Here is a 26,626-nt window from a genome sequence, read left to right as displayed (position 1 = left end):
CAGCCGAACGCAGGCTGCGCCAGCTGCTACAGGGGGCGTGTTTCACAAATAAAAATGAGTGCTTTCAAGGCACAGGATTTGGCAACACAACTAAGGACGGTAACTGGATGAACAACAAGCACAACAACCTTGCCTTGCTCTGCGCATTGGCCACCCTCGGTACTGCGCAAGCGGCGCCTTACGTGGAAAACGGTCGAGCAGGCGATCCCAACAGTTGGCGCAGCACTGAATTCAACGCCGATTGGGGGCTGGGAGCGGTCAACGCACAAACGGCCTATGCCGCCGGTTACACCGGCAAAGGCGTGAAGCTGGGGATCTTTGACCAACCGGTCTACGCCGCGCATCCGGAATTCTCCGGCCCGAACAAAGTGATCAACCTGGTCACCAGCGGTATCCGCGAATACACCGACCCGTACATCCCGGTCAAAGCCGGCGATGCGTTTCGTTATGACGGTTCGCCCACGATCGATTCCGACGGCGAGTATGGTGCCCACGGTACCCACGTTGCCGGTATCGCTGCGGGCAGTCGCGACGGCGGCCCGATGCATGGCGTGGCGTTTGGTGCGCAGATCATCAGTGCGGACAACGGCGATCCGGGCCCGGAGGACGGCATCATTCGCGGCAACGACGGCGCGGTCTACAAGGCCGGTTGGGATGCCTTGATCGCCAGCGGCGCGCGGATCATCAATAACAGTTGGGGCATCGGCATCACCGATCGCTTCGACCTCGGCGGACGCAACCCCGCCTACCCGCATTTCACCGTGCAAGATGCGCAATTGCAGTTCAACGAGATCAGTCCGTTACTCGGGACCAAACCGGGCGGAGCCTATGACGGCGCCATCGCGGCGGCCCGCAGCGGTATCGTGACGATCTTCGCCGCCGGCAACGACTACAACCTCAACAACCCGGACGCCATTGCAGGCCTGGGCTACTTCGTGCCGGACATCGCGCCGAACTGGGTGACCGTGGCGGCGTTGCAGAAAAACCCGGACCTCAACAGCCCGAACTCCTACATCATCAGCACCTTCTCATCGCGTTGCGGCTATACCGCCAGCTTTTGCGTGTCCGCACCGGGCAGCAAGATCTACAGCTCGATCATCAGCGGTACCAACGCCGACAACCTGACCACCGGCTACACCAATTACAACGGCACCTCGATGGCGGCGCCGCACGTTGCCGGTTCCATGGCCGTGCTGATGGAACGCTTCCCGTACATGACCGGCGCCCAGGTCGCCAGCGTGTTGCGCACCACGGCCACCGACCTCGGTGCACCCGGCGTCGATTCGCTGTACGGCTGGGGGATGATCAACCTGCGCAAAGGCATCGATGGCCCGGCGATGTTGGTCACCGAGCAGGACATTCCCGAGGAGTTCCGCATCCAGGGTGCCTACGGTTCAAGCCAGTTTGTGGCGGACTTGCCGGGGATCGGTGCGATTATCGACAAGGGCAAACCGACCGAGCGCGTGTGCAATGACGTGCACTGCGGCCTCGACACGTGGCGCAACGACATTTCCGGCCATGGTGGCCTGACCAAGCAGGGCATCGGCACGCTGGTGCTGACCGGCGCCAACACCTACGCCGGCCCGACGCTGGTCAATCAGGGCCGCTTGGCCATCAACGGTTCGCTGCTCTCGGCGGTCACCGTCAACGACAGCGGGATCCTCGGCGGTAATGGTCGCATCGGCGCATTGACCGCGAAAAGCGGTGGCACCGTAGCGCCAGGCAACTCCATCGGCACCTTGCAAGTGGCGGGCGACGTTACCTTCGAACCTGGCTCGACCTACGCCGTGGAGTTATCGCCGACCCGCAGCGATCAGATCGTGGCGGGCGGTAAAGCCGTGATCGACGGCGCGACCGTCAGCCTGTCCCTGGAAAACAGTCCGACCTTGCTGACCCCTAGCGAAGTGAAATCATTGCTCGGCAACCAATACAACATTCTGCAAGCGGCCGGCGGGATCGAAGGGCGTTTCGGTGCCGTGCTCCCGGATTATCTGTTCATCGGTGGCACACTCGACTACTCGGCCAATGGCATCCAACTGGCGGTTGAGCGCAACGCAGCGTCCTTCGCCAGCGTCGGCCAAACCCCGAATCAACGCGCCGTTGCCGCGGCCGCCGAGCAACTGGGCGCGGGCAATTCGCTCTATGAAACCTTGCTGCTTTCGCCGAACGCCGCCGTCGCGCAACAAGCTTTCCAGCAACTGTCGGGTGAGATTCATCCGGCGATTGGCACGCTACTGATCAACGACAGCCGTTACCTTCGCGATGCCGTCGGCGAACGCCTGCGCGAGCGTGATCTGTTCAACGCGGCGGCACCCACCGATGACCGCAGCAACGCCTGGGTCAAAGTCCTTGGCGCCTGGGGCAAGAGCGATGGCGGGCATGACAACGCCAGTTCCAACAGCTCCATTGGCGGCTTGCTGGCCGGTGTCGACGGGCTGATCACTGAAGATACGCGCCTGGGTTTCGTCACCGGTTACAGCGACAGTTCGTTGAGCATGGGCGATGGCACGCATTCGTCAGCCTCCGTCGACAGCTACCACTTGGGCGCCTATCTGGGCCACGAAATCGACGCCCTGCGTTTGAGCGTCGGCGGCGCTTACAGCTGGCATCGCATTGACGTGAAGCGTGACCTGCAATTGGGCGACGTCAGCGGCAAACAGAAATCCAAACGCGATGCGACCACCGCCCAACTGTTTACCGAAGCGGCGTATCGCCTGGACCTGCAACCGCTGGCACTGGAGCCGTTCGCCAACCTGGCTTACGTGCACCTCAACAGCGACAGCTTCACCGAGAAAGGTGATGCCGCGGCGCTCAAGGGTGGCGAAGACAACCGCGACGCCGTGCTCTCAACCCTCGGCCTGCGGGCAAGCAAAGCGATTGCCCTGTCGGACCAACAGCAGCTGGAACTGTCCGCCACGCTGGGCTGGCAGCACAACCTGAGCAACACACGTTCCGAAAGTCATCTGGCCTTCGCCAACGGCAACACCGGGTTCAGCGTGCAGAGCGTTTCCCTGGATCGTAACGCCGCCGTTGTGGGTGCGCGGGCCGGTCTGGCGGTGGCGCAGGACGTTCGTTTGAGCCTGGATTACAACGGACTGCTTGGTTCCAACGAGAAAGACCACGGTGTGGGTCTGACGCTCGACTGGCAGTTCTGATTTAACGCAAAGGAAGCCAACCTATGGGACTGTTTGATTACAAAAATGCGGACGGCAAGGCGTTGTACTCCGACGCCATCGCACTGACGCTGTATGCGTACACGCCAACCGGTCAACCGCTGCCGGCGACCGGTTGGGCGCCGATTGGCGCTACGCAGCTGGGTTATCAAGGCAAGGTCGGCGCTCAAGGCACCTTTTATGGCGAGAAGGACGGTTTCACCAGCGCCGAAGCCGAAGTGCTCGGCAAGTACGACGGGGCGGGCAAGCTGATCGGTATCGGCATTGCTTTTCGTGGCACCGGCGGCTTGGGTTACAGCGACACCTTCGGCGACATGAAAAACAACCTGCTGGCTGCCGTCGGCCCGGTGGATTACGCGACGAACTACGCGAAGAATGCCTTCGACAACTTGCTCAAGGATGTTGCCGCGTTTGCGATTGCCCATGGCCTGGGCGCCAGGGATGTTTTGGTCAGCGGTCATAGCCTGGGCGGGCTGGGCGTCAACAGCCTCGCCGAACTGAGTGGCAACAACTGGGGCGGTTTCTTCAAGGAGGCCAACTACGTTGCCTTCGCCTCACCGACCCAGAGCGCTACCGGCAACAATGTGCTGAACATCGGTTACGAGAACGATCCGGTGTTTCGGGTGCTGGACGGCACCACGTTCAGCAGCGGCTCCCTGGGCAAGCACGACGGACATCAGGGCTCGGCGACCAACAACATCGTCAACTTCAATGACCAGTACGCGTCCACCGCGCAGAACCTGGTGCCGTTCAGCATCCTGAATCCGCTGAACTGGTCGGCTCACGGTTCGCTGGGTTATGCCGACGGGTTGAACCGGGTGATCGACTCGCGCTTCTACGACCTCACCGACAAGGACTCGACGCTGATCGTGTCCAACCTGACGGAAGAATCCCGGGGCAAGACCTGGGTCGAGGACCTCGGTCGCAGCGGCGAACCTCACGTTGGCAGCACCTTCATCATTGGCACCGACAGCAACGACCTGCTCAAGGGCGGTGCCGGCAATGACTTCATCGAAGGTCGCGACGGCAATGATCGGTTCCGCGATGACGGTGGCTACAACCTCCTGTTGGGCGGCAAGGGCAACAACACCTTCGAATTGCAGAAGCCGTTGCAGAATTTCAGCTTTGCCAATGACGGCGACGGCACGTTGTACGTGCGTGATGCCTATGGCGGCCTCAGCATGACCCGCGACATCGGGGCGCTGGTCAGTAAAGAGCCGGGCTCATGGTGGGGGAGCAAGGAGGTGAGTTACAGCGTTACCGCCAACGGTTTGCTCAACGGCAATGAGCTGATCCAGTACAACCACTCGCTTAACGGTGATGCCTACGGCAACACACTGGCAGCCAGCATCGACGGCGACTGGTTGTTCGGCAATGCCGGCGACGACCTGCTGCGCAGCGACAAAAGCCAGGTGACTTTCGTCGGTGGCGCGGGCAATGACGTGATGCAGGCCTCGGGTGGCAACAACACGTTCCTGTTCAGCGGCGCCTTCGGTTTCGACGCGATCAATGGCTACCAGGGCAGCGACAAACTGCTGTTCATGGGCGTTGAGGGCGCGGGGCAGGGTTATGACTACAAACAACACGCTTCGCAGTCGGGCCAGGACACGGTGCTGAAAATTGGCGATTTTGCCGTGACCCTGGTGGGGGTGGGACTGGATAACCTGTCGGCTTCAGGCATTACGTTTGCCTGAGGCGGCATGCACTAAATGCTCCGGGACGCCTCGTAGTGAGGCGTCCTGGTTGTGAGCTATCTCTGACAATTCCAACAAAAAGAGAGGCAATACCAATGGGTGTGTACGACTACAAAAACTTCGATACAGCCGATTCCAAAGTGTTATTTACCGACGCGATGGCGATCACGCTGTATTCCTACCACAACCTCGATAACGGCTTTGCCACCGGTTATCAGCACAACGGCTTCGGCCTTGGCTTGCCGGCGACACTGGTGAGCGCACTGATCGGTGGTACCGACTCCCAGGGCGTCATTCCCGGAATCCCCTGGAACCCCGATTCGGAAAAAGCTGCGCTGGATGCGGTGCAGAAAGCCGGCTGGACGCCGATCACCGCCACGCAACTGGGCTATGACGGCAAGGTTGATGCACGCGGAACGTTCTTCGGCGAAAAGGCCGGGTACACCAGCGCTCAGGTGGAAATCCTCGGCAAGTACGACGCGCAGGGGCGTCTCAGCGAAATCGGTATTGCCTTTCGCGGCACCAGCGGCCCACGAGAAAGCCAGATCAGTGACTCCATCGGCGATGTGATCAATGATCTGCTGGCGGCGTTGGGGCCAAAGGATTATGCGAAAAACTACGTCGGCGAAGCCTTCGGTAATCTGCTCAGCGACGTGGCGGCGTTTGCCCGGGCCAATGGTCTGTCGGGCAAGGACGTGCTGGTCAGCGGCCACAGCCTCGGCGGGCTGGCGGTCAACAGCCTGGCGGATCTGAGTAGCGACAAGTGGGGCGGGTTCTACCAGGATTCCAACTACATCGCCTACGCCTCGCCGACCCAAAGCAGCACCGATAAAGTGCTGAATGTCGGTTACGAGAACGACCCGGTGTACCGCGCCCTCGACGGTTCATCGTTCAACCTGTCATCGGTGGGCGTACACGATGCCGCCAAGGTCTCGGCGACCGATAACATCGTCAGCTTCAATGACCACTACGCTTCGACCGCGTGGAATGTGCTGCCGTTTTCCATCCTCAACATCCCGACCTGGATCTCGCACTTGCCCACCGCCTATGGCGACGGCATGAACCGGGTGATCGAGTCGAAGTTCTACGACCTCACCAGCAAAGATTCGACGATTATCGTTGCCAACCTGTCGGACCCGGCGCGTGCCAACACCTGGGTTCAGGACCTCAATCGCAACGCTGAAACCCACAAGGGCAGCACTTTCATCATCGGCAGCGACGGCAACGATCTGATCCAGGGTGGCCGGGGCAACGACTATCTGGAAGGCCGCGATGGCAACGACACCTTCCGTGACGGTGGTGGTTACAACATCCTGTTGGGCGGCAAGGGCAGCAACGTGCTGGACATGCAGCAGTCGGTGAAAAACTTCGACTTCGCCAATGACGGCGCCGGCAACCTGTACATCCGCGACGCCGATGGCGGCGTCAGCATCACCCGCGACATTGGCAGCATTGTGAGCAAGGAGCCGGGTTTTCTGTGGGGGCTGTTCAAGGATGACGTGATCCACAGCGTCACTGCCGACGGCCTTAAGGCGGGCAACAACCTGACGCAGTACGCGTCAACAGTGAAGGGCGGCGCCGGGACCGATACGCTTACGGCTCACGCTGGTGGCGATTGGTTGTTTGGACTGGACGGCAACGATCATTTGCTCGGCAGCAACGGTAACGACGTGTTTGTCGGCGGGGCGGGCAATGATGTGTTGGAGTCGGGCGGCGGGGTCGATACGTTCCTGTTTAGCGGCGCGTTCGGTCAGGACCGGGTGGTTGGCTACCAGGCTAGCGACAAACTGGTGTTTCTCGGGGTTCAGGGGGTGACGCCGGATAACGATTATCGGGCCCATGCCACGGCGGTGGGGCACGACACGGTGCTGACGTTTGGGGGGGATTCGGTGACGTTGGTCGGGGTTGGGCTGGATAGTTTGTCCAGTTCAGGGGTGGTTATCGCCTGAGGGTGATGGGCTGACTGGAAGGGCCCCATCGCGAGCAGGCTCACTCCCACATTGGATCTGTGGCGTTCACAAATCCCCCTGTGGGAGCCTGCTCGCGATGAACGATAACCCGGTATTTAATCTTCCTTTCGGATCGTGCTTACTTCATCGGCCCGGACCTTCACTTTCGCCCCGGAAATATCTTCGAACTCGAAGAAGCCGTCCTTGGTCTTGGTTTTCGGCATGTCCTTGGTCAAATACTGGGTGCCGTTCTGCAGTGTCACAACCGTTGGCGTCGAGCAACCGGCCAGGGCCAGAAAGGCCGCTACCGCCAAGGGCAAACCCAGAGTCTTGATATTCATAACCACCTCTCATCCTTTAAAAAAAACAGTGCGAATGCCACGAACGAAATCAACCGTCACTGTACCTCTATCGCGGTTGGTGCGATGGATCGGCAGAAAGTTCAGAGGCACAGGAAAAATTAGCGGCTCAGGCCGCCGCTTATCCTTTTCCGTTTGCCCGGGCGGGGCGTAGCTGGTATCTGTACGCATAAACAGTACTCGCTCACCATGGCTTTTTTCCTGTGACTGCAAATCCTCTCGACGATCCGTTCTATTACTTGAACAACTTCATGCAAGTGCTTGATTGGCTTGAGCATCGCTATGCCGATGTGTTGAGTGTCGAAGAGCAACACTTCATTTGCGAGTTCAAACGGTTGCCCCGTGAATCCAGGGCGTTGCTGGTCAGGATGGTGATGCGTAAGGGGCATCACTTCCGGGCGAGCAAGCTGCGTTACCTGGAGATCGGCGACATCGGCATCGCCGCCGAGCCACTGCTGGCGCTGGGCTGGATCGATGAGCAATTGCCGCTGTCGATCGAAGTGCTGTTCGAGATGCTGCTCAAGGCGGAAATTCTCCAGCATTTTGGCCCCGTCATCGATCAACCCAAGGGCAAAAAGACCGATTGGCTGCCGGCGCTGAGCGAACAGTTTCCTCAGGCTCTCAGCTTCGGACAGTGGTGCCCGTCGCTGGATGACCGATTGTTCAGCCTGACCATCATGGGCCTGTGCGACCGGCTGCGCTTGATGTTTTTCGGCAATCTTTACCAGGACTGGTCCGAGTTCGTATTGGCCGACCTTGGCATCTTCACCTATGAAAAAGTCGAGTTCTGCGCCGATTCCCGAGGGCTGCGCAGCCGCGACGACGTGGACGCCTGCCTCTTCCTGCATGAATGTCAGCAACATTTCGAAGCCGGCGAAGCCGTGGAAGGCATTGTCGAGCAGATCAAAGGGCTGGCGCTGAGCAATCCCTGGCTGCAAAGACGTCGCGGCAAACTGTTGTTCCAGATCGGTCAGCACTGCGAGCGTGTGGCGGATTTCTCTACCGCACTGGCGATCTACCGCGAGTGCACCTATCCCGGCGCGCGCCTGCGCTTGATTCGCGTATTGGAGCGCTGCGGTGAATACCAACTGGCCATGGACCTGGCCACCGCAGCGGAGCAAGCGCCGGAAAGTGCCGCCGAGCAGCAACAATTGCTGCGTGTGCTGCCCCGGCTGCGGCGCAAGCTGGGCGGACCGGTGATAAAGCGCTCGTCGCCACGGGAAATGCTGCGCCTGGACTTGCAACTGCCCAGAACCGACCCGGCATTGTCGGTGGAATCCTACGTACAGGCGCATTTGACGGAAGATTCGGCGCCGGTGCATTACGTCGAAAACAGCCTGATCAACTCGCTGTTCGGCCTGCTGTGCTGGCCGGCGATTTTCGCGCCGCTGCCGGGGGCGTTTTTCCACCCGTTCCAGCGTGGGCCGGTGGATCTGCTCAATGAGGACTTCCACGCACGCCGCGCGGAGCTATTCCAGGGCTGCCTGGCTGAACTGGATGACGGGCGTTACCGCCAGACGATTCGCCAACGCTATGCCAGCAAGTGGGGCGTGCAGTCGCCCTTCGTGTTCTGGGGTGTACTGAGCGAAGAATTGCTCGATCAGGCACTCGATTGCCTGCCGGCCGAACACCTCAGGCACTGGTTCAATCGACTGCTGTTGGACATCAAGGCCAATCGTGCCGGCATGCCGGACCTGATCCAGTTCTGGCCGCAGGACAAAACCTACCGGATGATCGAAGTCAAAGGCCCCGGTGATCGCCTGCAAGACAATCAATTGCGCTGGCTCGAGTTCTGTCATGAGCACCAGATGCCGATTGCCGTCTGCTACGTGCAATGGGCGGAGCAGGGCGCTTGAGTTACAGCATCGCGGTGCGGGCGCTGTGTGAATTCACTGCCAAGGTCGGTGACCTCGACCTGCGTTTTACGCCTTCGCCGACGGCGCTGGAAGGGATGGTCGGACACCGTACGGTAGCGTCCCGGCGTAGCGAGGGCTACCAGAGTGAAGTCGCGCTTGAAGGCCTGTACCAAACGTTGAAAGTAAAGGGCCGGGCCGACGGCTACGACCCTGCGCAAAATTGCCTGGAAGAAGTCAAAACCTATCGCGGCGACTTAAGCAAGCAACCGGTCAACCACCGTCAACTGCACTGGGCGCAGGCGAAGATTTACGGCTGGTTGATGTGCCAGAAACTGCAGCTGACGCAGATCAATCTGGCCCTGGTGTATTTCGACATCGTCAGCGAAAAGGAAACTTGCCTGGTCGAGGCTTTCAGCGCCGCGCAACTGCGGCTGTTCTTCGAACAACATTGCGCCTTGTTCCTGCACTGGGCCGAACAGGAAATGGCTCATCGCGAAGGACGTAATCGGGCGGCGCAACAACTGGCGTTTCCCCATGCCGACTTTCGACCGGGGCAGCGTCATCTGGCGGAATCGGTGTTCAAGGCGGTCAGCACCGGTCGTTGCTTGATGGCCCAGGCGCCCACGGGGATCGGCAAGACGGTCGGCACGCTGTTCCCGATGCTCAAGGCCCTGGCGCCGCAGCAACTGGACAAGGTGTTCTTCCTCACGGCGAAAACCCCGGGGCGCAAACTGGCGCTCGACGCCGCGCAAGTGATCCTCGACAGCGCCGGCGCGCCACCCTTGCGGGTGCTCGAAATGATCGCCCGGGACAAGGCCTGCGAACATCCGGACAAAGCCTGTCACGGCGAATCCTGCCCGCTGGCCCAGGGGTTTTATGATCGTTTGCCCGCCGCTCGCCAGGCGGCCAGCAAATTGTCCCTGCTGAACCAGAACGCTTTGCGCGAGGTCGCCCTGCAACACGACATCTGTCCCTATTACCTGAGCCAGGAAATGGCCCGCTGGGCAGACGTGGTAGTCGCCGATTACAACTACTATTTCGACTTCAGCGCGCTGCTGTTCGGGCTGGCCCAGGCCAATAACTGGAAAGTCGCGGTGTTGGTGGACGAAGCACACAACCTGGTGGAGCGCGGCCGGCAGATGTATAGCGCCAGCCTCGACCAATCGACCCTCAACGCTGTACGAAAAACCGCGCCCGAGGCGTTGAAAAAATCCTTGCAGCGGGTCAATCGTGAGTGGAATGCCCTGCATAACCAGCAACTCGGTGCCTATCAAGCCTATGACAAGGCGCCGGAAAAACTGCTCCAGGCGTTGTCATCGTGCAGCGCGAGCATCGGCGATTACCTGAACGATCACCCGCAAGGCCTGGACGGGGCGTTACAGAACTTCTATTTCGACATGCTGCAGTTTTGCCGAGTGGCCGAGCTGTTTGATGAACAGTTCCTGTTCGACATCAGCAAGCGCGACCTCGACCGCCAACGCAACCTGTCGCAGCTGTGCCTGCGCAACGTGGTGCCCGCTGGTTTCATCCGCCCACGCCTGACGGCCGCACGCAGCACCGTGCTGTTTTCTGCGACCCTGAGCCCTCGCCACTACTATGCCGACCTGCTTGGTACGCCAACGAACACGGTGTGGATAGACGTTGAATCGCCATTTCACGCCGATCAGCTGCAAGTGCACATCGTCAGCCAGATCTCCACGCGGTTTGTCCATCGCCAGTCATCCCTCGCACCGATCGTCGAGCTGATCGCCCGGCAGTTCAGCCAACGCCCCGGCAACTACCTGGCGTTTTTCAGCAGCTTCGATTATTTGCAGCAAGTGGCGCAGTTGCTGGCCCAACGGCATCCCGACATCACTCTGTGGTCGCAGTCCCGGGGCATGGGGGAAGGGCAGCGACAGGACTTCCTCGATCAGTTCACCGCCGAGAGTCAGGGCGTCGGTTTCGCGGTATTGGGCGGGGCTTTTGGCGAAGGCATCGACTTGCCGGGCGCGCGCCTGATCGGAGCGTTTATCGCCACCCTCGGGCTGGCGCAACTCAACCCGGTCAACGAGCAGTTGAAACAGCGCATGGCAGCCATTTTCGGCGCCGGTTATGACTACACCTACCTGTTTCCCGGCGTGCAGAAAGTGGTGCAGGCGGCGGGGAGGGTGATCCGCACCCAGCAGGATCAAGGGGTGGTGATGCTGATCGATGACCGGTTTGGCGACAGCAAGGTCAAACAGCTACTGCCGCGCTGGTGGTCGATTGCTCCGAGGATTTTGCACACTATCGAGTAGGATTTTTTACTTTAAAAACATCGACATATCTTGAAAGACACGCCCATTTGAACAAGCAGCGAATACTGTCTTTATTCAAAGAGCCCGTCATCACTTTCAAGCTGAATCTTTGATAAGGAAATCAAGATATGTCAGTAGCACCGCAATACACGTACACCCCTGAGCAGGTCACCGTAGCATTCAATGAAATAAAAGCGACGCTGTTCAGCGGCATCACGGCCGAGGCAACCCCCAAAATCCTGGTCGTTGCCGGGCTGCAAGGGTCAGGTAAAACCTACCTGCTGGAAAAGACCCTGCTGCCTTCAAATCGCTACAACAATTATGTTCGTCTTTACCTGCCCGACTACCGCAAGAAACACCCCCAATACACAGAGATGATCAAACACGGGGTCTTGCATGCGTATGAGCATACCGAGGCATTTGTTCGCGAAGTCAGTACGAAAATCTATAAGCAAGCCTTCAGCGGCAAATTCAACATCATCATGGAATGTGCGTTCGATAGCCTCGATTTTGCAGCCTTCCCGCCGTCGGCGACCGCCGCCGGTTATCAGTTAGAAACTCACATTGTGGGCTGCACTCAAGCGTTTGCTCATGTGTCGAGCATCAAACGAGCGTTCAAAAGCCTTGAAGACCAGGAAATGGAACGGTTTCTCACGGTATCGACGCTGGATGCCAGCATGAGTTATGCGCCTGCGATCATCCTGGCCTTGGAGACGGCTGCAAAAGCGGTCAGCGGCTCGCAAGTCAATGTGTACGAACGCGGGTTCGGCGTGTTGAACGAGCGGACCTTGATTGCCCAGAGTACTTACTCCAAAACTGCCGGCGGTTCCGTTGCCACAACGACAACCAAGGTGGATTTTGCGTACAGCATCTATTCGAATATTATCGACAACCACATCTTCGCGGCGAGCGATCGCGATGAAGTCATCAAAGAGTGCCACCTGGCACTGCTCAAGATGGCGACTCATGCTTCGCATGTTCCCAAATTCGTCTACAACGATCTGTACGCCTACATCGTCAAACACGTCAATCGATAACGCTGGGTGACGAGTACCGTTTTTCCGGCTTTCCAAATGCGTGGTATGTCGCATACTCCAAAAAACGGTCATACCAAGAGGGATCAATGAACGAGGATCGGACCAACGCCATCGACGACAGTCGTTTTCGCCTGTTAATCGATGCTGTGATTGACTATGCGATCTACATGCTTGATCCCGATGGCATCATCACCAGCTGGAACAGCGGCGCCAGGCGTTTCAAGGGGTACGAGGAGTCCGAAATCCTCGGACAGCACTTTTCGCGGTTTTATACCGAAGAGGATCGCCGTGCCGGTTTGCCCCAGCGGGCACTGGACACGGCGATCAGGGAGGGGCGTTTCGAGGGGGAAGGCTGGCGGGTTCGCAAGGACGGCACGCATTTCTGGTGCCACGTGGTCATTGACCCGATTCTCGACCCGTCGGGTAAGTTGCTCGGGTTTGCCAAGATTACCCGTGACCTGACCGACCGCAAGATGGCCGAAGAAGTCCTCAAGCAAAGCGAGCAGCAGTTCCGCCTGCTGGTTCAAAGCGTCACTGATTACGCCATCTACATGCTCGCCCCGGATGGCCGCCTGACCAACTGGAATCCCGGAGCCCAGCGCATCAAGGGTTATTTGCCCGAAGAGGTCATCGGCAAGCACTTCTCAATGTTTTACACCCCGGAAGACCGCGAGGCCGGCGAACCGCAACGGACCCTGGACATTGCCGTGCGAGAAGGGCGGTTCGAAAACAAAGGCTGGCGCGTGCGCAAGGACGGTACGCGGTTCCTGGCCAATGTCGTGGTCGATCCGATTTGGGGCGAAACCGGCACTTTGCTCGGATTCGCCAAGATCACCCGTGATATCACCGAAGTCACGCAAGCCCAGCAGACGCTGGAGCAAACACGCGAGGCGCTGTTCCAGGCGCAGAAAATGCAGGCCATTGGCCAACTCAGCGGTGGTATTGCCCACGACTTCAACAATTTGCTGACGGTCATCCTCGGCAATCTGGAAATCGTGCGCAAACGAGTGGGAGAGGATCCGAAAATTACCCGGCTTGTGGACAATGCCACCCAGGGCGCCTTGCGCGGTGTCTCCCTGACCCAGCGCATGCTGGCGTTTGCCAGGCGTCAGGAACTCAAAGCCGAACCCGTCGAGATCCCGGCGCTGGTGCAAGGCATCATTGGCCTGTTGCGCAGCTCGCTCGGGCCGTCCGTGGTGCTCGAAACCCGCTTTTCACCAGAGCTCGAACCGGTCCTGGCGGATGTCAATCAGCTTGAACTGGCGGTGTTGAACCTGGTGACCAATGCCCGTGATGCGATGCCTCATGGCGGGAAAATCGTCATCAGTACCAAGACCGAAGAAACCGTGGATCAACCGCAGTTATCCCTGCTGCCAGGCCGGTATGTGTGCCTGAGCGTCAGCGATACGGGGGAGGGCATGGATGAAACCACGCTCGGTTCGGCAATGGACCCGTTCTTCACGACCAAAGGCATTGGCAAAGGCACGGGGCTGGGTCTTTCGATGGTGCATGGTTACATCGAGCAATTGGGCGGGCGATTCGTCCTCAAGAGCCAGAAGGGCATAGGCACCGTCGCCGAATTGTGGATACCCATCGCCACGACCGGTTCGGTTGCCAGGCCCGTTGCCGAGGAGACCGCACCGCCGGTGCCCCGTCTATGCGTGTTGGTGGTGGATGACGATAGCCTGGTGTTGACCAGTACCTGCCTGTTACTCGAAGACCTGGGGCATCGGGTGGTCAGTGCGACGTCCGGGGCGCAAGCGCTGGAAGTATTCGACGCCGAAGCAGCGATCGACCTGGTCATCACCGACATGGCCATGCCGCAGATGAACGGCGCACAACTGGCGCAAGCTATCCGCACTAAAAAGCCGGACCTGCCGATCATTCTTGCTACCGGTTACGCCGAGCGTCTGGAAGGTTTTGCGACCAGACTGCCGCGTCTGTCCAAACCCTTTACCCAGCTCAATCTGGTGGAAATCATCGCCTCGACCATGAAGTGATTTCGGGTGCTCGCTGTTTGGTTGCATGAGAAGCGGGCGTTCGCAGCTTTTTCCTGATCGTTCCCACGCAGAGTGGGAACGATCAATGGGTAAGCGAGTAATCAACCATCAACCAGACAGCATGACGGTGCATCAAGCCGCCAGATGGGCTGCACTCATTTCCTTCTTGTACTGCGCTTTCAAACTTTCCATCTGCGCGCCCAACTCTTCCAAGGTGGCTTTGCCCAGCAGCTTCTTGGCCTGAGGAAACATCTCGGTTTCCTCTTCTTCAATGTGATGTTCCAGCAGTTCCTTGATCACTTTCACCCGACCGGCAAATTCCGGAGTGGTCGGGTCGGTGGCCTTCAAGTCTGGCAGCACCAGCGAATCTACGGTGCGGTGTTCTTCCTTGGCTTCGTAATACATGACGTCCTGCTCCTTGCCCCCGGCTTTCTTGTACGCCGGGTACAAGACTTCTTCTTCGAGGCGGGTATGGATGGCAACCTCCATTTCCAGCTTGGCCAGCAATTCGCTGCGTTTTTTAACACCACGCTCGGTGGATTCGCTTAATTGGGTCAGGATGCCTTTTACGCGTTCATGGTCAGCTTTCAACAAGTCTATGGCGTTCATGGTCGAGTCTCTCCACATGTCAGGGGGTGAGCGCGAACGGTCTCTAGGCCGAAAGTCGCTCATGGTCTTGAGCATTTGTCGTGCCGGTTTGCCAGTGCGATAACGTGTTTATAAAACAATAAGTTGAAGTGACTGATGGCGAACTGGGGTCATGCAGCCTGCATGAGTCCGGAAATTGACTCATGCAGTTCGCAGTGGAACATTGATGTTTTTTCAGTCAAAAAAAGCCCGGCGACTGTGCCGGGCTTTTCAAGTTCAGGATATGGATTCCGGCTGCTGGAGCGAACGATGAGCGTTTTGCGTGGATATCGAGACCGGCGGGAAATTTTCGTTGAGCAGCCGCAAGTGCTCGATCGCCTCCTCGAACTTCATGTCGGCCTTTCTGCGCAAGGCCTGATAGCGATCGAACTGGTTCACATCCATGTCGCCGCCCTCCAGTAACGCGAAGGCGCTGCGGCTGAGTGCCTGGGCCTCTTCAAACATTTGATGATTACGTTCCAGGGCGAAAGCCCGGCAGGCCTTTATTTCATCGGAGGTGGAATAGTGAACCATGACCAGCACCTGATTTTTCGAAGTTCTATTTGATAGGGATCGATGCCGCAGGGACCCGAACCCGACACGTCCCGCCGTGCAAAAGCCGAGCGGGATTAAGGTTGTGACCTGCGGGATTGCTCAAGGATTTCAAATTTATCAGCGAAGAAATTCGATAACTCACGCGGCAAACATTCACGGCCATATCAAAAAAGTTGATTTTTTTGCCGTTCATACCGAGCCAGGATCGGTTGAGTACTGATGCCGTGGAAGAGAATGCTGAGCGCAACCACGGATAACGTCAGGTCGATACATAACGTTGCTATCGAATCGCCCAATCCATGATTCACGGCATAAAACAGGTAATACAGACTGCCGATGCCGCGTATGCCGAACCAGCCAATCAGCATGCGCTGGTGGCCGTTGAGCAAACGGCCCCAAGGCATGGCGACGACGCTCAGGGGGCGTATCAGGCAAAACAGCACGCCAGCGATCGGCAACGCACGCCAATCCCAGTGAGCCATCAACACCACGCCGAGCAGCGTCACCAGAAACACTTCCATGGCCCGTTCCACCAGACTGCCAAAGGCGAGCATGTCGCCCATCATGATGCCCGCGGCGACCTGCTTGTCCTCAAGGCTTGTGGTATCACCATGAACCGCATGTTGCGGCTCGACGTTCTGATGTCCCACCACGGGCTGAACCAGATGCTCGGCGGGAAGCTCGTCGTCGCCTGTGGATTTGACCTCTTCGTGGCGCAAACCCAGACCGGCGGCGAACACCGACAAGAAGCCATAACCGTGAATCCACTCGGCCCCGACATACGCCAGGGCAATCAAGGCAAGGGCCAGGTAATCGTTCGGGGAAAGGGTACTGTCGTCATTTTTGATGCGCATGAATAAGGTCAGGCGGCCAATGCCACGGCCCATCCAGTAGCCGGTGAGCAAACCGGCCGGGACTGCCCACAACAGACTGCTCAGCACCCAGTCGCTCAGCCAGCCGGGGTTACTGTCGTGTTGCACCAGCAGCAGGCCAAGGATAACGAACGGGAAGGCGATCCCGTCATTGAGCCCGGCTTCACCCGACAGCCCGAAGCGCACGCTGTCGTCATCCCGGGCGTCGTTGACTTGCACCAGGGCGGCGAGTACCGGGTCGGTGGGCGCCAGAATCGAGCCGATCAACACGGACGCGCCCCAGGACAATTCGAAGCCGTAATGCAGCAACAGGCTGACCCCGGCAATCGTCAACACCATGACCGGGCCGGCCAGGCCGTAGGCAATACGCCAGTTTTCGTTCCTGAGCGGCAAGCGCAACTTCAAACCGCAGACAAACAATGAAAACAGCACCGCGACTTCCGTCAGGTGCTCCATCCAGATGGACGCCTCTTCGGTGTCCAGTTTCAACAGGCCCAGCCCCGCGGGACCGATGGCGGCGCCCAGCACCAGGCACACCGCCGACGTGGTCACCGGCATCCAGCGCAGGTACGAAGAGGTCAGTGCCAGCGTCAGCAGCACCGCACCCAACACCGCCACCCATAAAATGAAGCTCATGCTCGGTACTCGTTGGGTGCATGCCTGCGATGCGGGATCCGCCATCAACCGACGGTCGTGCGCAGGTATTCAGGCGTCAATACGTTGAACCATAGCAGGATCATCGAGACCAGGAGGGTGACCAGCACCAGCAGGCCGACGCCCCAGACGCAAGCGGCGTTCAGCAAGCCTTGTTCCTTGCGTTCATGCATAAAGGTCGGCAAGCCGACGAACAGCAGAAACGTCGAATAGATCGACGCTGCGCCCAGCACCACAATCGCCAGCCAGCGGCTGGGGTACAAACCGGCAATGCCGGCGAGGAAGTACGGGGTCACGGTGTAAGCGGCAAAGCCGATGCATTGGTTGACGGTCGGCCGTGCGTCGAAGGTGCGCGACATCCAGCGGATAAACAGCCCCATCAACGCCACGCCGACGACGATGGTCACGTAGAGCAACACGCAGAGCTGTAGCGCGCTGGCGGTGCTGAGCTTAACGAGTTCGTTTTCGACCAGGCTCCAGCCGACGTAGGTGGTGCCAATAAACAGGCACACGGCGGGAATCATGGCGAGCAACAATAAATGGGCGAGGTAGTGGCATGGATGCGCTTCCTCTTCCTTGCGGATATCCGTCCATACGTAGTTCGGTTGGGTGAACAGCTTGACGATAGGTGCGGACATGATGACCTCCGGATCTGGAGCGGCCCGTAGCAGGGGGCCCTAAACGTATTGAGGGGCGAGTTTTGACAGGGGTTCAGTTTTTTATCCCAAAGCCGGGCGTGGTCGGATAGAGGGAATGTTTGCGAACGCGCAAGGTCAACCGAGCAGCTCTCCTTTCTGGATGATGTGCCATGAACGTCAGCCAATCCGTGGTCGAATACTTGCGTCAAAACGACTTGCTGCTGACCACCGCAGAGTCTTGTACCGCCGGAAAAATCGTCACGCTGCTGGCTGAGGTTCCGCACAGCGGGGAGTCGATCGAATGCGGGTACGTGGTCTATTCCACCGAAGCGAAACAGCGCTTGCTCCACGTCAGCCCGAAGACGATCGAAACATTCAATCTCACCAGTTGTGAAGTCGCTCAGGAAATGGCCGTGGGTGCGTTGCGCGACAGCACGGCCAATGTTGCGGTGGCGACCACCGGCATCCTCGGGCCGGAAGACGTCGATGGCATCCCGGCTGGCACCATTTGTTTCGCCTGGGCCTATCAGACCGGGCAGGGACGGTGTGTTTTCAGCCGACAGGTGCGGTTTTCCGGTACACGCAGTGAGGTGCAGTTATTGGCCGCGGAGCACGCGCTGAAGTTGCTGCCGCACTTCCACCAACGGGCATTGGCGGGTGAGCAAGGGCAGGGCGCACTCGATGAATGATGAATCCGGGCATACCGATTACCACAGCCGCGACTATCCCGTGCGCGAAGACATGGCGCATCAGGTCAAGGTCTGGCAATTCGAGCGTTGGGGCTGGTACTTCCTGGCGTTGGTGGTGTTGCTGGCGTTGCTCGGCCTGTTTTCACGCGGGCCGCTGAGTACCCGGGACGTTCAGGGCGACGATGGCAAGGTCCGGGTGCAATACGAGCGGTTCCACCGCCACGGATCGACCAATCCGATGCAGATCAGCCTGAGCGGTGCGCCCAATGCCACGGTTGAGCTGGAACTGACCGGGGCGCTGCTGGACGGTTTCAACATCGAAACCGTGCAACCACAACCCCTGCGCGCCATCAGTGCCGGGCACGGCATGAGGATGTGGGTGCAAACCGACGCTCAGGGCCAGGCGAACCTTTATCTGACGTTGCGCGGCGATGGGCTGGGACTGTTTCGCAGCCGCGTTGCATCACCTGGCGCCATGCCAGTGAACATCGATCAATTCATTTTTCCTTAGGTGACCTATGGACTCGGTATTGCGCGCGGCTGCGATATATCTGGCGCTGGTGGTGCTGTTCAAGATTGCCGGTAGACGCTCCCTGGCCGAATTGACGACATTCGATTTTGTGCTGTTGATGATCATCGGTGAGGCGACTCAGCAGGCGTTACTGGGCGATGATTTTTCCCTGACCAATTCGATGCTGGTGATCGTCACGCTGATTGTCATCGACGTCGGCCTGTCGTTGCTCAAACAGCGCTCGCAATGGGTATCGCAGTTGATCGATGGCGGACCGACGATCATCGTCGAGAACGGCAAGATTCTGCACAAACGCCTGCGTCACGCGCGATTGATCGAGGCCGACGTCATGGAGGCGGCACGTTCGAGCCAGGGCATCGAAACCCTTGAGCAGATCAAGTTCGCGATCCTGGAGCGCAACGGCAAGATATCGGTGATTGCTCAAGAGTCGTCGTGAGCAATGAATTGCGGCCATACCTGGCTTTTTGTGGCGAGGGAGCTTGCTCCCGCTTGAGGGCGTAGCACTCACAAAATCGGTGATCGTTGCCAGATTTTTGGGGCCGCTACGCAGCCCAGCGGGAGCAAGCTCCCTCGCCACAGGGTTCTCACTAACTCAACGTACTGCATTCAAAGCATCGGCTTGCCGCCGGTGATCCCGTACCGCTGCCCCGTGATGTAACTGGCCTCATCCGATGCCAGCAACACATAAATCGGCGCCACTTCCACCGGTTGGCCCGGCCGTCCGAGCGGGGTTTGACCGCCGAAGTCCTGAACCTCTTCAGCGGGCATGGTCGAGACAATCAACGGTGTCCAGATCGGCCCCGGTGCCACACAGTTCACCCGAATGTTCTTCGGCCCCAGCATCTGCGCCAGGCCAGCGGTGAAGTTGGCTATCGCGCCTTTGGTCGTGGCGTAAGGCAGGAGGGTCGGTTTGGGCATGTCGGAATTGACACGAACTGGTGTTGATGATCGAACTGCCGGGTTTCATGTGCTTCAACGCGGCCTGACAGAGCCTGAAAATAGCGGTGATGTTGACGTCGAAGGTCATCACCCATTCTTCGTCCGGGATGTCCTCGAGGTTTTCGTGGCTCATCTGGAACGCGGCGTTGTTGACCAGCACATCGATTCGGCCAAAACGTTCGACCGTTTTGTCCACCAGTGCCTGGCATTGGGCTTTCTGCGCCAGGTCATCGGGCAATAACAGACACTGCCGGCCGGCGTGTTCGACCCAGCGTGCGGTTTCCTGTGCGTCTTCATGTTCATTGAGGTAGGCGACGACGACATCCGCGCCTTCACGGGCGAAGGCGATGGCGACGGCGCGACCGATGCCACTGTCGGCGCCGGTGATCAGGGCGATCTTGCCGTCCAGTCGGCCTGACCCCTTGTAACTTTGTTCGCCACAGTCGGGGTACGGGTCCATTTTATTTTGGGAACCGGGGACAGGCTGGCTTTGCTTAGGGAAGGGTGGTTTTGGATAGGAAGTCATTGCGAAATCTCCGTTCTCAAGGCAGAGGAGTCAAAGGGTTGACCCTGGTGTTTTGCCTTGAGTTCGGTTGGATTTCCGGGATGTCACTCTTGTCGCTGATCGTTCCCACGCGGAGCGTAGGAACGATCATCATCAGGCTTTGCGATTGAGCAAACTGCGTTCCATCCGCGCAATGCCTTCTTCCAGCAACGACCGTGGGCAGCCGAAATTCAGGCGCACGAACTGTTTGTTGGCATCGCCGAAATCCAGGCCAGGGCTCAAACCGACCTTGGCCTGTTCAAGGAAAAACTGCTGCGGGCTCTCCAGTCCCAGCGCCGAGCAATCGAGCCACGCCAGGTATGTGCCTTGCGGGATATTCATGGTCACTCCCGGCAGTCGGGTGTTGACCGCGTCCACCAGATAATCCCGATTGCCTTGCAGATATGCCTTCAACCCGGCCAGCCAAGGGCCGGCTTCGCTGTAGGCGACGCGCGTCGCTTCCATGCCCAACGGGTTGACGCTGTCGACCATGCCGCAGCGGGCGTGGTTGACCTTTGCACGCAACGCCGAGTCCTGAATGATCATGAACGATGTTTTCAGCCCGGCAATGTTGTAGGCCTTGCTCGCCGACATCAGCGTGATGGTGCGCTTGGCGATTTCCGGGTTCAGGGAAGCCGTCGGAATGTGCACGCGCCCGTCGAAACACAACTCGGCATGAATCTCGTCAGAGATGATCCAGGCGTCCTGTTCCAGACAGATGTTGGCAACCGCTTGCAGTTCTTCTCGCGGGAAGACTTTGCCTAGCGGGTTGTGCGGGTTGCTCAGCAGCAGCGCACCGCCACCGGTCAGCGCCCGATTCAGGGCATCGAGTGGCGTGGCGTAAGTGCCGTCCGCCAACGCGTCGAATTCGAGTTCAACCTTGTTCAGCCCCCAGTGCCCCGGCGCATGGCGCAGCGGCGGGTAGTTCGGGACCTGCACCACAACGTTTTGTTGCGGCTGCACCAGCGCATTCAGCGCCATGTTGAACCCCGATTCCACGCCCGGCAGGAAAATCAGTTCCTCAGGCAATACGCGCCAGGCGTACTTGTTCCAGAGGTCGGCGACGATGGCATTGCGCAAGTCATCCTGGGCCACGCTGTAGCCGAGCATCGGGTGTTCCAGACGTTTTTGCAGGGCCTGGATGATCACCGGCGGTGCGCAGAAGTCCATGTCGGCCACCCACATCGGCAACACGTCGGCCGGGTAACGGCTCCATTTGGTACTGCCGGTGTTGTGGCGGTCGAACACCTGATCAAAATCGAAAGTCATGCTCAGTCTCATAAAAAGCGGGGTTGAACGTGGGGCAATGATAAGCGCCAAGCCACTGTGGGAGCGAGCCTGCTCGCGATGGCGTCACAACAGTCAGCATCTATGGTGACTGACACTCCGCTATCGCGAGCAGGCTCACTCCCACAGGGTGTGTGATGGCTTACGCCTTGGGATTGCCCGATGGTCGGTTTTCACACAGTCAGTTCTAACATTGTCTACAGTTTCAAGTGTCGGCAGCCAGACTGCCACAACCGTGATTGTCCAGAAAAACCCGGCAAAAATACCGGGTCTCCACCTGACAGGAGTGCACGATGGACCTCAACCGTCGTCAGTTCTTCAAGGTCGCTGGTATCGGCCTTGCGGGCTCGAGCCTCGGCGCGCTGGGCATGGCCCCCGCGACTGCCTTCGCCGAGCAGGTGCGCCACTTCAAGCTTGCCCACACCCATGAAACCCGCAACACCTGCCCGTATTGCTCGGTCGGCTGCGGCTTGATCATGTACAGCCAGGGCGATGCTGCGAAGAACGTCGCGCAAAACATCATTCACATCGAAGGCGATTCCGACCACCCGGTCAATCGCGGCACCTTGTGCCCCAAAGGTGCCGGCCTGCTGGATTTCATTCATAGCCCCGGCCGCCTGCAATACCCAGAGGTGCGCAAACCCGGCACCACCGAGTGGACGCGCATCTCCTGGGATGAAGCGCTCAATCGCGTTGCCGACCTGATGAAGGCCGACCGCGACGCCAACTTCATCGAGAAGAATACCCAGGGCCAAACGGTGAACCGCTGGCTGACCACCGGTTTCCTCGCGGCCTCGGCGTCGTCCAACGAAGCGGGTTATATCACCCACAAAGTCATTCGCAGTCTCGGCATGCTGGGGTTCGATAACCAGGCGCGTGTCTGACACGGCCCGACGGTGGCAAGTCTTGCCCCGACGTACGGCCGTGGTGCCATGACCAATACCTGGACCGATATCGGTAACGCGAATCTGATCCTGGTGATGGGCGGCAACGCAGCAGAAGCGCACCCGTGCGGCTTCAAATGGGTGACTGAAGCCAAGGCGCACAACAAGGCACGCTTGATCGTGGTCGATCCGCGTTTTACCCGGACCGCCTCGGTGGCCGACTATTACGCGCCGATCCGCACCGGCACCGACATCGCCTTCATGGGCGGGCTGATCAATTACCTGCTGACCGAAAACAAAATCCAGCACGAGTACGTACGCGCCTATACCGACGTGTCATTCATCGTTAAAGCCGGGTTTGGCTTCGAGGACGGGATCTTCAGCGGCTACGACGCGGCCAAACGCATCTACACGGACAAGTCTGGCTGGGGTTATGAAATCGGTGATGACGGCTTTGTCAAAGTCGACCCGACCCTGCACGACCCGCGTTGCGTCTATCAATTGATGAAGACCCATTACAGCCGCTACACCATCGAACTGGCGAGCCAGATTTGTGGCATGCCCGTCGATGCCATGCAGAAGATCTGGGAAGAAATCGCCACTTGCTCGCAACCGGGCAAGACCATGACGATTCTCTACGCGCTGGGCTGGACTCAGCACTCGATCGGTTCGCAGATCATTCGCAGCGCCGCCATGGTGCAATTGCTGCTGGGCAACGTCGGCATGCCGGGCGGGGGCGTCAATGCCTTGCGCGGGCACTCCAACATCCAAGGGCTGACCGACCTCGGCTTGCTGTCAAATGCGCTGCCGGGTTATCTGACGTTGCCGCAGGATGCGGAGCAGGATTACAGCGCCTATATCACCAAACGCACGCAACTGCCGTTGCGGCCGGGGCAACTGTCCTATTGGCAGAACTACGGCAAGTTCCACGTCAGCCTGATGAAAGCCTGGTACGGCGCGAACGCCACGCTGGAAAACCGCTGGGCTTTTGACTATCTGCCGAAACTCGACATCCCGAACTACGACATCCTCAAAGTGTTCGACCTGATGAGCCAGGGCAAGGTCAACGGCTACATGTGTCAGGGCTTCAACCCCATCGCCGCGCTACCCGACAAAAACCGGGTAATGGCGGCGCTGGCCAAGCTCAAGTGGCTGGTGGTGATGGACCCGCTGGCCACCGAGACCTCGGAGTTCTGGCGCAATGTCGGGCCGTACAACGACGTTGAAACCGCCGGCATCCAGACCGAAGTGATTCGCCTGCCCACCACTTGTTTCGCCGAAGAAGACGGCTCGCTGGTCAACAGCAGCCGCTGGCTGCAATGGCACTGGAAAGGCGCCGACGGCCCAGGCGAAGCGCGCACCGATATACGGATCATGAGCGAGCTGTTTATCCGTCTGCGTCAGCGTTACCAGGCCAACGGCGGCGCTTATGCCGAGCCGATCCTCAAACTGTCCTGGCCCTACAAAATCGCCGAAGAGCCCTCGCCGGAAGAGCTGGCCAAGGAAATCAACGGCTATGCCACCGCCGACTTTACCGACGCTAGCGGCGCGACGATCAAGGGCAACGCGCAACTGGCCGGTTTCGGCCTGCTCAGGGACGACGGCAGCACGGCTTCCGGTTGCTGGATTTTCTGCGGCAGCTGGACAGAGGCGGGTAACCAGATGGCCCGGCGCGACAACAGCGATCCGTATGGCATGAAGCAACACCAGGGCTGGGCCTGGGCCTGGCCGGCGAATCGGCGGATTCTCTACAACCGCGCTTCGTGCGACCCGCAAGGCAAGCCGTGGGACGAGAAAAAACGCCTGGTGTGGTGGAACGGTAAATCCTGGGGTGGTACCGATGTGGCTGACTTCAAGTCCGACTCGCCACCGGAAGCCGGGATGAATCCGTTCATCATGAACCCCGAAGGCGTGGCGCGGTTCTTTGCCGTCGACAAGATGAACGAAGGACCTTTCCCCGAGCACTACGAACCGTTCGAAACGCCGATCGGGATCAACCCGTTGCACCCGCAAAACAAGAAAGCCACCAGCAACCCAGCGGCGCGGATCTTCGATTCGGTCTGGGAGACCTTAGGCGTAGCCAAGGACTATCCCTATGCCGCGACCAGCTACCGGCTGACCGAGCATTTCCACTTCTGGAGCAAGCATTGCGAGCTCAACGCGATTTCCCAACCCGAGCAGTTCGTCGAGATCGGTGAAGTGCTGGCCAAGGAAAAAGGCATCGTCGCTGGCGACCGGGTTCGTGTCAGTTGCAAGCGTGGGCACATAGAAGCGGTGGCGGTGGTGACCAAGCGGATTCGTCCGCTGCAGGTCAACAATCAGGTGGTGCATCAGATCGGTATCCCGCTGCACTGGGGTTTTACCGGGCTCACGCGCCACGGTTACCTGACCAACACCCTGGTGCCGTTCCTCGGCGATGGCAACACTCAGACCCCGGAATCCAAGTCATTCCTGGTCAACGTGGAGAAAGTCTAAATGGCCAGCCAAGACATCATCGCCCGTTCGGCCACCACGACCGTCCCGTCCTCGGTGCGCAACCAGGAGGAAGTGGCCAAGCTGATCGACACCACCAAGTGCATCGGCTGCAAGGCGTGTCAGGTCGCCTGCTCGGAATGGAACGAACTGCGCGACGAGGTCGGTCACAACCTCGGCACCTACGACAACCCCCGGGACCTGAGCGCAGATACCTGGACTTTGATGCGCTTCACCGAACACGAAACCGCCGCCGGCAATCTGGAGTGGTTGATTCGCAAGGACGGCTGTATGCACTGCGCCGAGCCCGGTTGCCTGGCCGCGTGCCCGAGTCCGGGGGCGATCATCAAGCACGCCAATGGCATCGTCGATTTCGACCAGGACCATTGCATCGGCTGCGGGTATTGCATCACCGGTTGCCCGTTCGATATCCCGCGAATCTCGCAAAAGGATCACAAGGCCTACAAATGCACATTGTGCTCGGACCGCGTGGCGGTGGGGCTGGAGCCGGCCTGCGTCAAAACCTGCCCGACGGGCGCCATTGTGTTCGGCACCAAGGAAGACATGAAAGATCATGCGGCCGAAAGGATCGTCGACCTCAAGAGTCGTGGCTTCGACAATGCTGGCCTGTATGACCCCGAAGGTGTCGGCGGCACCCACGTCATGTACGTGTTGCACCACGCCGACACACCGAAGTTGTATGCCGGCCTGCCGAGCGCTCCGACCATCAGTCCGCTGGTGGACCTGTGGAAAGGCGTGAGCAAACCCTTGGGATTGCTGGCTATGGGCTTGGCCGTGCTGGCCGGGTTCTTCCACTACGTGCGGGTCGGGCCGCAATTGGTCGAGGAGGACGAACTGCCGACCACTGTTGACCCTGCGGTGCATGAAGTCGATCCGTCGGTACATACCTTTGATCCGCGCGAGGAGGACAGACCATGATCCGCAGACAGATCCTGCGCTACACCTCGAACCAGCGCACCAATCACTGGCTGGTGGCGATTTTCTTCTTGATGGCGGCACTGTCGGGGCTGGCGTTGTTCCACCCGGCGCTGTTCTGGCTGAGCAACCTGTTTGGCGGCGGCCCGTGGACGCGCATTCTGCACCCGTTCATGGGCGTGGTGATGTTCGTCCTGTTCCTGGGCTTGGTGATTCAATTTTTCCGGGCGAACATTTTTATCACCAACGATCGCTTGTGGCTGCGACGTGTCGGGCGGGTGATCCGCAACGAAGAAGAGGGCGTGCCCGCGATCGGCAAATACAACCCGGGGCAGAAGCTGCTGTTCTGGATCTTGCTGATGTGCATGCTGGTGCTGTTGTTCAGCGGCTTGGTGATCTGGCGCGAGTATTTCAGCGAGTACTTCGGCATCACCAGCATTCGTTGGGCCATGCTGCTGCATGCGTTGGCCGGTTTGATCCTGGTGCTGAGCATCATCGTTCACATCTATGCCGGCATCTGGATCAGGGGGTCGGTCAGCGCCATGACGCATGGCTGGGTCAGCCGCGCCTGGGCGAGGAGACACCATGAACTCTGGTACCGCGAAGTGACCCGCGACGAGCACCCCGACCGGCCGATCAGCAAAAAAGGATAA

Annotated in this window: 19 protein-coding genes and 1 pseudogene; 13 read left to right on the top strand and 7 right to left on the bottom strand. The window is 59.1% G+C overall.

Annotated elements, in window-relative coordinates; translation table 11 throughout:
* Nucleotides 1–107: 107 nt before the first annotated feature.
* From ACQ4OB_RS24310 to ACQ4OB_RS24300, 3 genes are all read left to right on the top strand, one after another.
* On the top strand, nt 108–3,155 hold the full coding sequence (locus ACQ4OB_RS24310) for an autotransporter domain-containing protein (RefSeq protein ID WP_430956602.1): 3,048 nt from the start codon (nt 108–110) through the stop codon (nt 3,153–3,155).
* Between the two features lie 23 nt (nt 3,156–3,178).
* Nucleotides 3,179–4,867, top strand: a complete 1,689-nt coding sequence (locus ACQ4OB_RS24305; RefSeq protein ID WP_430956601.1) for a polyurethane esterase — start codon at nt 3,179–3,181, stop codon at nt 4,865–4,867.
* A gap of 95 nt (nt 4,868–4,962) precedes the next feature.
* Complete coding sequence (locus ACQ4OB_RS24300) at nt 4,963–6,816, top strand: polyurethane esterase (protein ID WP_430956600.1); 1,854 nt, start codon at nt 4,963–4,965, stop codon at nt 6,814–6,816.
* 116 nt (nt 6,817–6,932) lie between these two features.
* Here the strand turns inward: ACQ4OB_RS24300 and ACQ4OB_RS24295 are convergent, their stop codons facing one another.
* Nucleotides 6,933–7,157: a YgdI/YgdR family lipoprotein gene (locus ACQ4OB_RS24295; protein WP_074876548.1), complete on the bottom strand. Its 225-nt coding sequence runs from the start codon at nt 7,155–7,157 to the stop codon at nt 6,933–6,935.
* Nucleotides 7,158–7,378: 221 nt separating this feature from the next.
* Between ACQ4OB_RS24295 and ACQ4OB_RS24290 the strand changes: the two genes are divergently transcribed.
* From ACQ4OB_RS24290 to ACQ4OB_RS24275, 4 genes are all read left to right on the top strand, one after another.
* On the top strand, nt 7,379–9,031 hold the full coding sequence (locus tag ACQ4OB_RS24290; RefSeq protein WP_430956599.1) for a VRR-NUC domain-containing protein: 1,653 nt from the start codon (nt 7,379–7,381) through the stop codon (nt 9,029–9,031).
* A complete protein-coding gene (locus ACQ4OB_RS24285; protein ID WP_430956598.1) occupies nt 9,028–11,307 on the top strand; it encodes an ATP-dependent DNA helicase in 2,280 nt (759 codons plus the stop codon). Before ACQ4OB_RS24290 ends, ACQ4OB_RS24285 begins: the two co-directional genes overlap by 4 nt.
* A gap of 128 nt (nt 11,308–11,435) precedes the next feature.
* Nucleotides 11,436–12,344 (top strand): zeta toxin family protein, encoded by a 909-nt coding sequence (locus ACQ4OB_RS24280; RefSeq protein ID WP_430956597.1) that lies wholly within the window; start codon nt 11,436–11,438, stop codon nt 12,342–12,344.
* A gap of 86 nt (nt 12,345–12,430) precedes the next feature.
* Nucleotides 12,431–14,344 carry a hybrid sensor histidine kinase/response regulator gene (locus ACQ4OB_RS24275; RefSeq protein ID WP_102614700.1) on the top strand — a complete coding sequence of 638 codons (1,914 nt, stop codon included), beginning with the start codon at nt 12,431–12,433 and terminating at the stop codon, nt 14,342–14,344.
* A gap of 132 nt (nt 14,345–14,476) precedes the next feature.
* On the opposite strand, the gene ACQ4OB_RS24270 is transcribed toward ACQ4OB_RS24275, so the two are convergent.
* From ACQ4OB_RS24270 to ACQ4OB_RS24255, 4 genes are all read right to left on the bottom strand, one after another.
* Nucleotides 14,477–14,953: a hemerythrin domain-containing protein gene (locus tag ACQ4OB_RS24270; protein ID WP_074876558.1), complete on the bottom strand. Its 477-nt coding sequence runs from the start codon at nt 14,951–14,953 to the stop codon at nt 14,477–14,479.
* A 255-nt stretch (nt 14,954–15,208) separates the two neighbouring features.
* The gene (locus tag ACQ4OB_RS24265) at nt 15,209–15,505 is read right to left on the bottom strand and encodes a hypothetical protein (RefSeq protein ID WP_074880683.1); all 297 of its coding nucleotides are present in this window, start codon (nt 15,503–15,505) and stop codon (nt 15,209–15,211) included.
* Nucleotides 15,506–15,690: 185 nt separating this feature from the next.
* Complete coding sequence (locus ACQ4OB_RS24260; protein ID WP_430956596.1) at nt 15,691–17,034, bottom strand: cation:proton antiporter; 1,344 nt, start codon at nt 17,032–17,034, stop codon at nt 15,691–15,693.
* A 44-nt stretch (nt 17,035–17,078) separates the two neighbouring features.
* Entirely contained in the window at nt 17,079–17,690 is a 612-nt protein-coding gene (locus ACQ4OB_RS24255; protein ID WP_102614698.1) for a Yip1 family protein, read from the bottom strand.
* A gap of 170 nt (nt 17,691–17,860) precedes the next feature.
* On the opposite strand from ACQ4OB_RS24255, the gene ACQ4OB_RS24250 reads away from it, so the two are divergent.
* From ACQ4OB_RS24250 to ACQ4OB_RS24240, 3 genes are read left to right on the top strand one after another with little or no spacing between them, the layout of a single operon-like run.
* Nucleotides 17,861–18,379: a CinA family protein gene (locus tag ACQ4OB_RS24250; RefSeq protein ID WP_430956595.1), complete on the top strand. Its 519-nt coding sequence runs from the start codon at nt 17,861–17,863 to the stop codon at nt 18,377–18,379.
* Entirely contained in the window at nt 18,372–18,890 is a 519-nt protein-coding gene (locus ACQ4OB_RS24245) for a hypothetical protein (RefSeq protein ID WP_430956594.1), read from the top strand. The genes ACQ4OB_RS24250 and ACQ4OB_RS24245 overlap by 8 nt, the downstream gene beginning before the upstream one ends.
* A 7-nt stretch (nt 18,891–18,897) precedes the next feature.
* A complete protein-coding gene (locus tag ACQ4OB_RS24240) occupies nt 18,898–19,347 on the top strand; it encodes a DUF421 domain-containing protein (RefSeq protein ID WP_430956593.1) in 450 nt (149 codons plus the stop codon).
* A gap of 170 nt (nt 19,348–19,517) precedes the next feature.
* Here the strand turns inward: ACQ4OB_RS24240 and ACQ4OB_RS24235 are convergent.
* Together ACQ4OB_RS24235 and ACQ4OB_RS24230 are read right to left on the bottom strand one after the other, a co-directional pair.
* Nucleotides 19,518–20,376, bottom strand: a pseudogene (locus tag ACQ4OB_RS24235) (glucose 1-dehydrogenase).
* 132 nt (nt 20,377–20,508) lie between these two features.
* Nucleotides 20,509–21,663 (bottom strand): MalY/PatB family protein, encoded by a 1,155-nt coding sequence (locus tag ACQ4OB_RS24230; RefSeq protein WP_430956592.1) that lies wholly within the window; start codon nt 21,661–21,663, stop codon nt 20,509–20,511.
* 311 nt (nt 21,664–21,974) lie between these two features.
* Between ACQ4OB_RS24230 and fdnG the strand changes: the two genes are divergently transcribed.
* Genes fdnG through ACQ4OB_RS24215 form a run of 3 tightly spaced genes read left to right on the top strand, consistent with a single transcriptional unit; the run spans nt 21,975 to nt 26,626 of the window.
* Nucleotides 21,975–25,040, top strand: coding sequence for a formate dehydrogenase-N subunit alpha (gene fdnG, locus ACQ4OB_RS24225; protein WP_139273398.1), 3,066 nt, complete (start codon nt 21,975–21,977; stop codon nt 25,038–25,040).
* Nucleotides 25,041–25,976 (top strand): formate dehydrogenase subunit beta, encoded by a 936-nt coding sequence (fdxH, locus tag ACQ4OB_RS24220; RefSeq protein WP_430956591.1) that lies wholly within the window; start codon nt 25,041–25,043, stop codon nt 25,974–25,976.
* Complete coding sequence (locus tag ACQ4OB_RS24215) at nt 25,973–26,626, top strand: formate dehydrogenase subunit gamma (RefSeq protein ID WP_430956590.1); 654 nt, start codon at nt 25,973–25,975, stop codon at nt 26,624–26,626. Before fdxH ends, ACQ4OB_RS24215 begins: the two co-directional genes overlap by 4 nt.

The organism is Pseudomonas sp. ES4 (assembly GCF_050586665.1).
GTDB lineage: Bacteria > Pseudomonadota > Gammaproteobacteria > Pseudomonadales > Pseudomonadaceae > Aquipseudomonas > Aquipseudomonas frederiksbergensis.
Note: the sequence above shows the minus strand (reverse complement) of the source record. Positions and strands in the feature narration are given on the sequence as shown.

Excerpts from the sequence above, each read along its gene's own strand:
- ACQ4OB_RS24255 (WP_102614698.1), bottom strand. The coding sequence starts at position 17,690 with ATGTCCGCACCTATCGTCAAGCTGTTCACCCAACCGAACTACGTATGG.
- ACQ4OB_RS24310 (WP_430956602.1), top strand. The coding sequence starts at position 108 with ATGAACAACAAGCACAACAACCTTGCCTTGCTCTGCGCATTGGCCACC.
- ACQ4OB_RS24280 (WP_430956597.1), top strand. The coding sequence starts at position 11,436 with ATGTCAGTAGCACCGCAATACACGTACACCCCTGAGCAGGTCACCGTA.
- fdxH (WP_430956591.1), top strand. The coding sequence starts at position 25,041 with ATGGCCAGCCAAGACATCATCGCCCGTTCGGCCACCACGACCGTCCCG.
- ACQ4OB_RS24295 (WP_074876548.1), bottom strand. The coding sequence starts at position 7,157 with ATGAATATCAAGACTCTGGGTTTGCCCTTGGCGGTAGCGGCCTTTCTG.
- ACQ4OB_RS24270 (WP_074876558.1), bottom strand. The coding sequence starts at position 14,953 with ATGAACGCCATAGACTTGTTGAAAGCTGACCATGAACGCGTAAAAGGC.
- ACQ4OB_RS24305 (WP_430956601.1), top strand. The coding sequence starts at position 3,179 with ATGGGACTGTTTGATTACAAAAATGCGGACGGCAAGGCGTTGTACTCC.
- ACQ4OB_RS24230 (WP_430956592.1), bottom strand. The coding sequence starts at position 21,663 with ATGACTTTCGATTTTGATCAGGTGTTCGACCGCCACAACACCGGCAGT.
- ACQ4OB_RS24245 (WP_430956594.1), top strand. The coding sequence starts at position 18,372 with ATGAATGATGAATCCGGGCATACCGATTACCACAGCCGCGACTATCCC.
- ACQ4OB_RS24260 (WP_430956596.1), bottom strand. The coding sequence starts at position 17,034 with ATGAGCTTCATTTTATGGGTGGCGGTGTTGGGTGCGGTGCTGCTGACG.
- ACQ4OB_RS24300 (WP_430956600.1), top strand. The coding sequence starts at position 4,963 with ATGGGTGTGTACGACTACAAAAACTTCGATACAGCCGATTCCAAAGTG.
- ACQ4OB_RS24240 (WP_430956593.1), top strand. The coding sequence starts at position 18,898 with ATGGACTCGGTATTGCGCGCGGCTGCGATATATCTGGCGCTGGTGGTG.
- ACQ4OB_RS24215 (WP_430956590.1), top strand. The coding sequence starts at position 25,973 with ATGATCCGCAGACAGATCCTGCGCTACACCTCGAACCAGCGCACCAAT.
- ACQ4OB_RS24250 (WP_430956595.1), top strand. The coding sequence starts at position 17,861 with ATGAACGTCAGCCAATCCGTGGTCGAATACTTGCGTCAAAACGACTTG.
- ACQ4OB_RS24265 (WP_074880683.1), bottom strand. The coding sequence starts at position 15,505 with ATGGTTCACTATTCCACCTCCGATGAAATAAAGGCCTGCCGGGCTTTC.
- ACQ4OB_RS24275 (WP_102614700.1), top strand. The coding sequence starts at position 12,431 with ATGAACGAGGATCGGACCAACGCCATCGACGACAGTCGTTTTCGCCTG.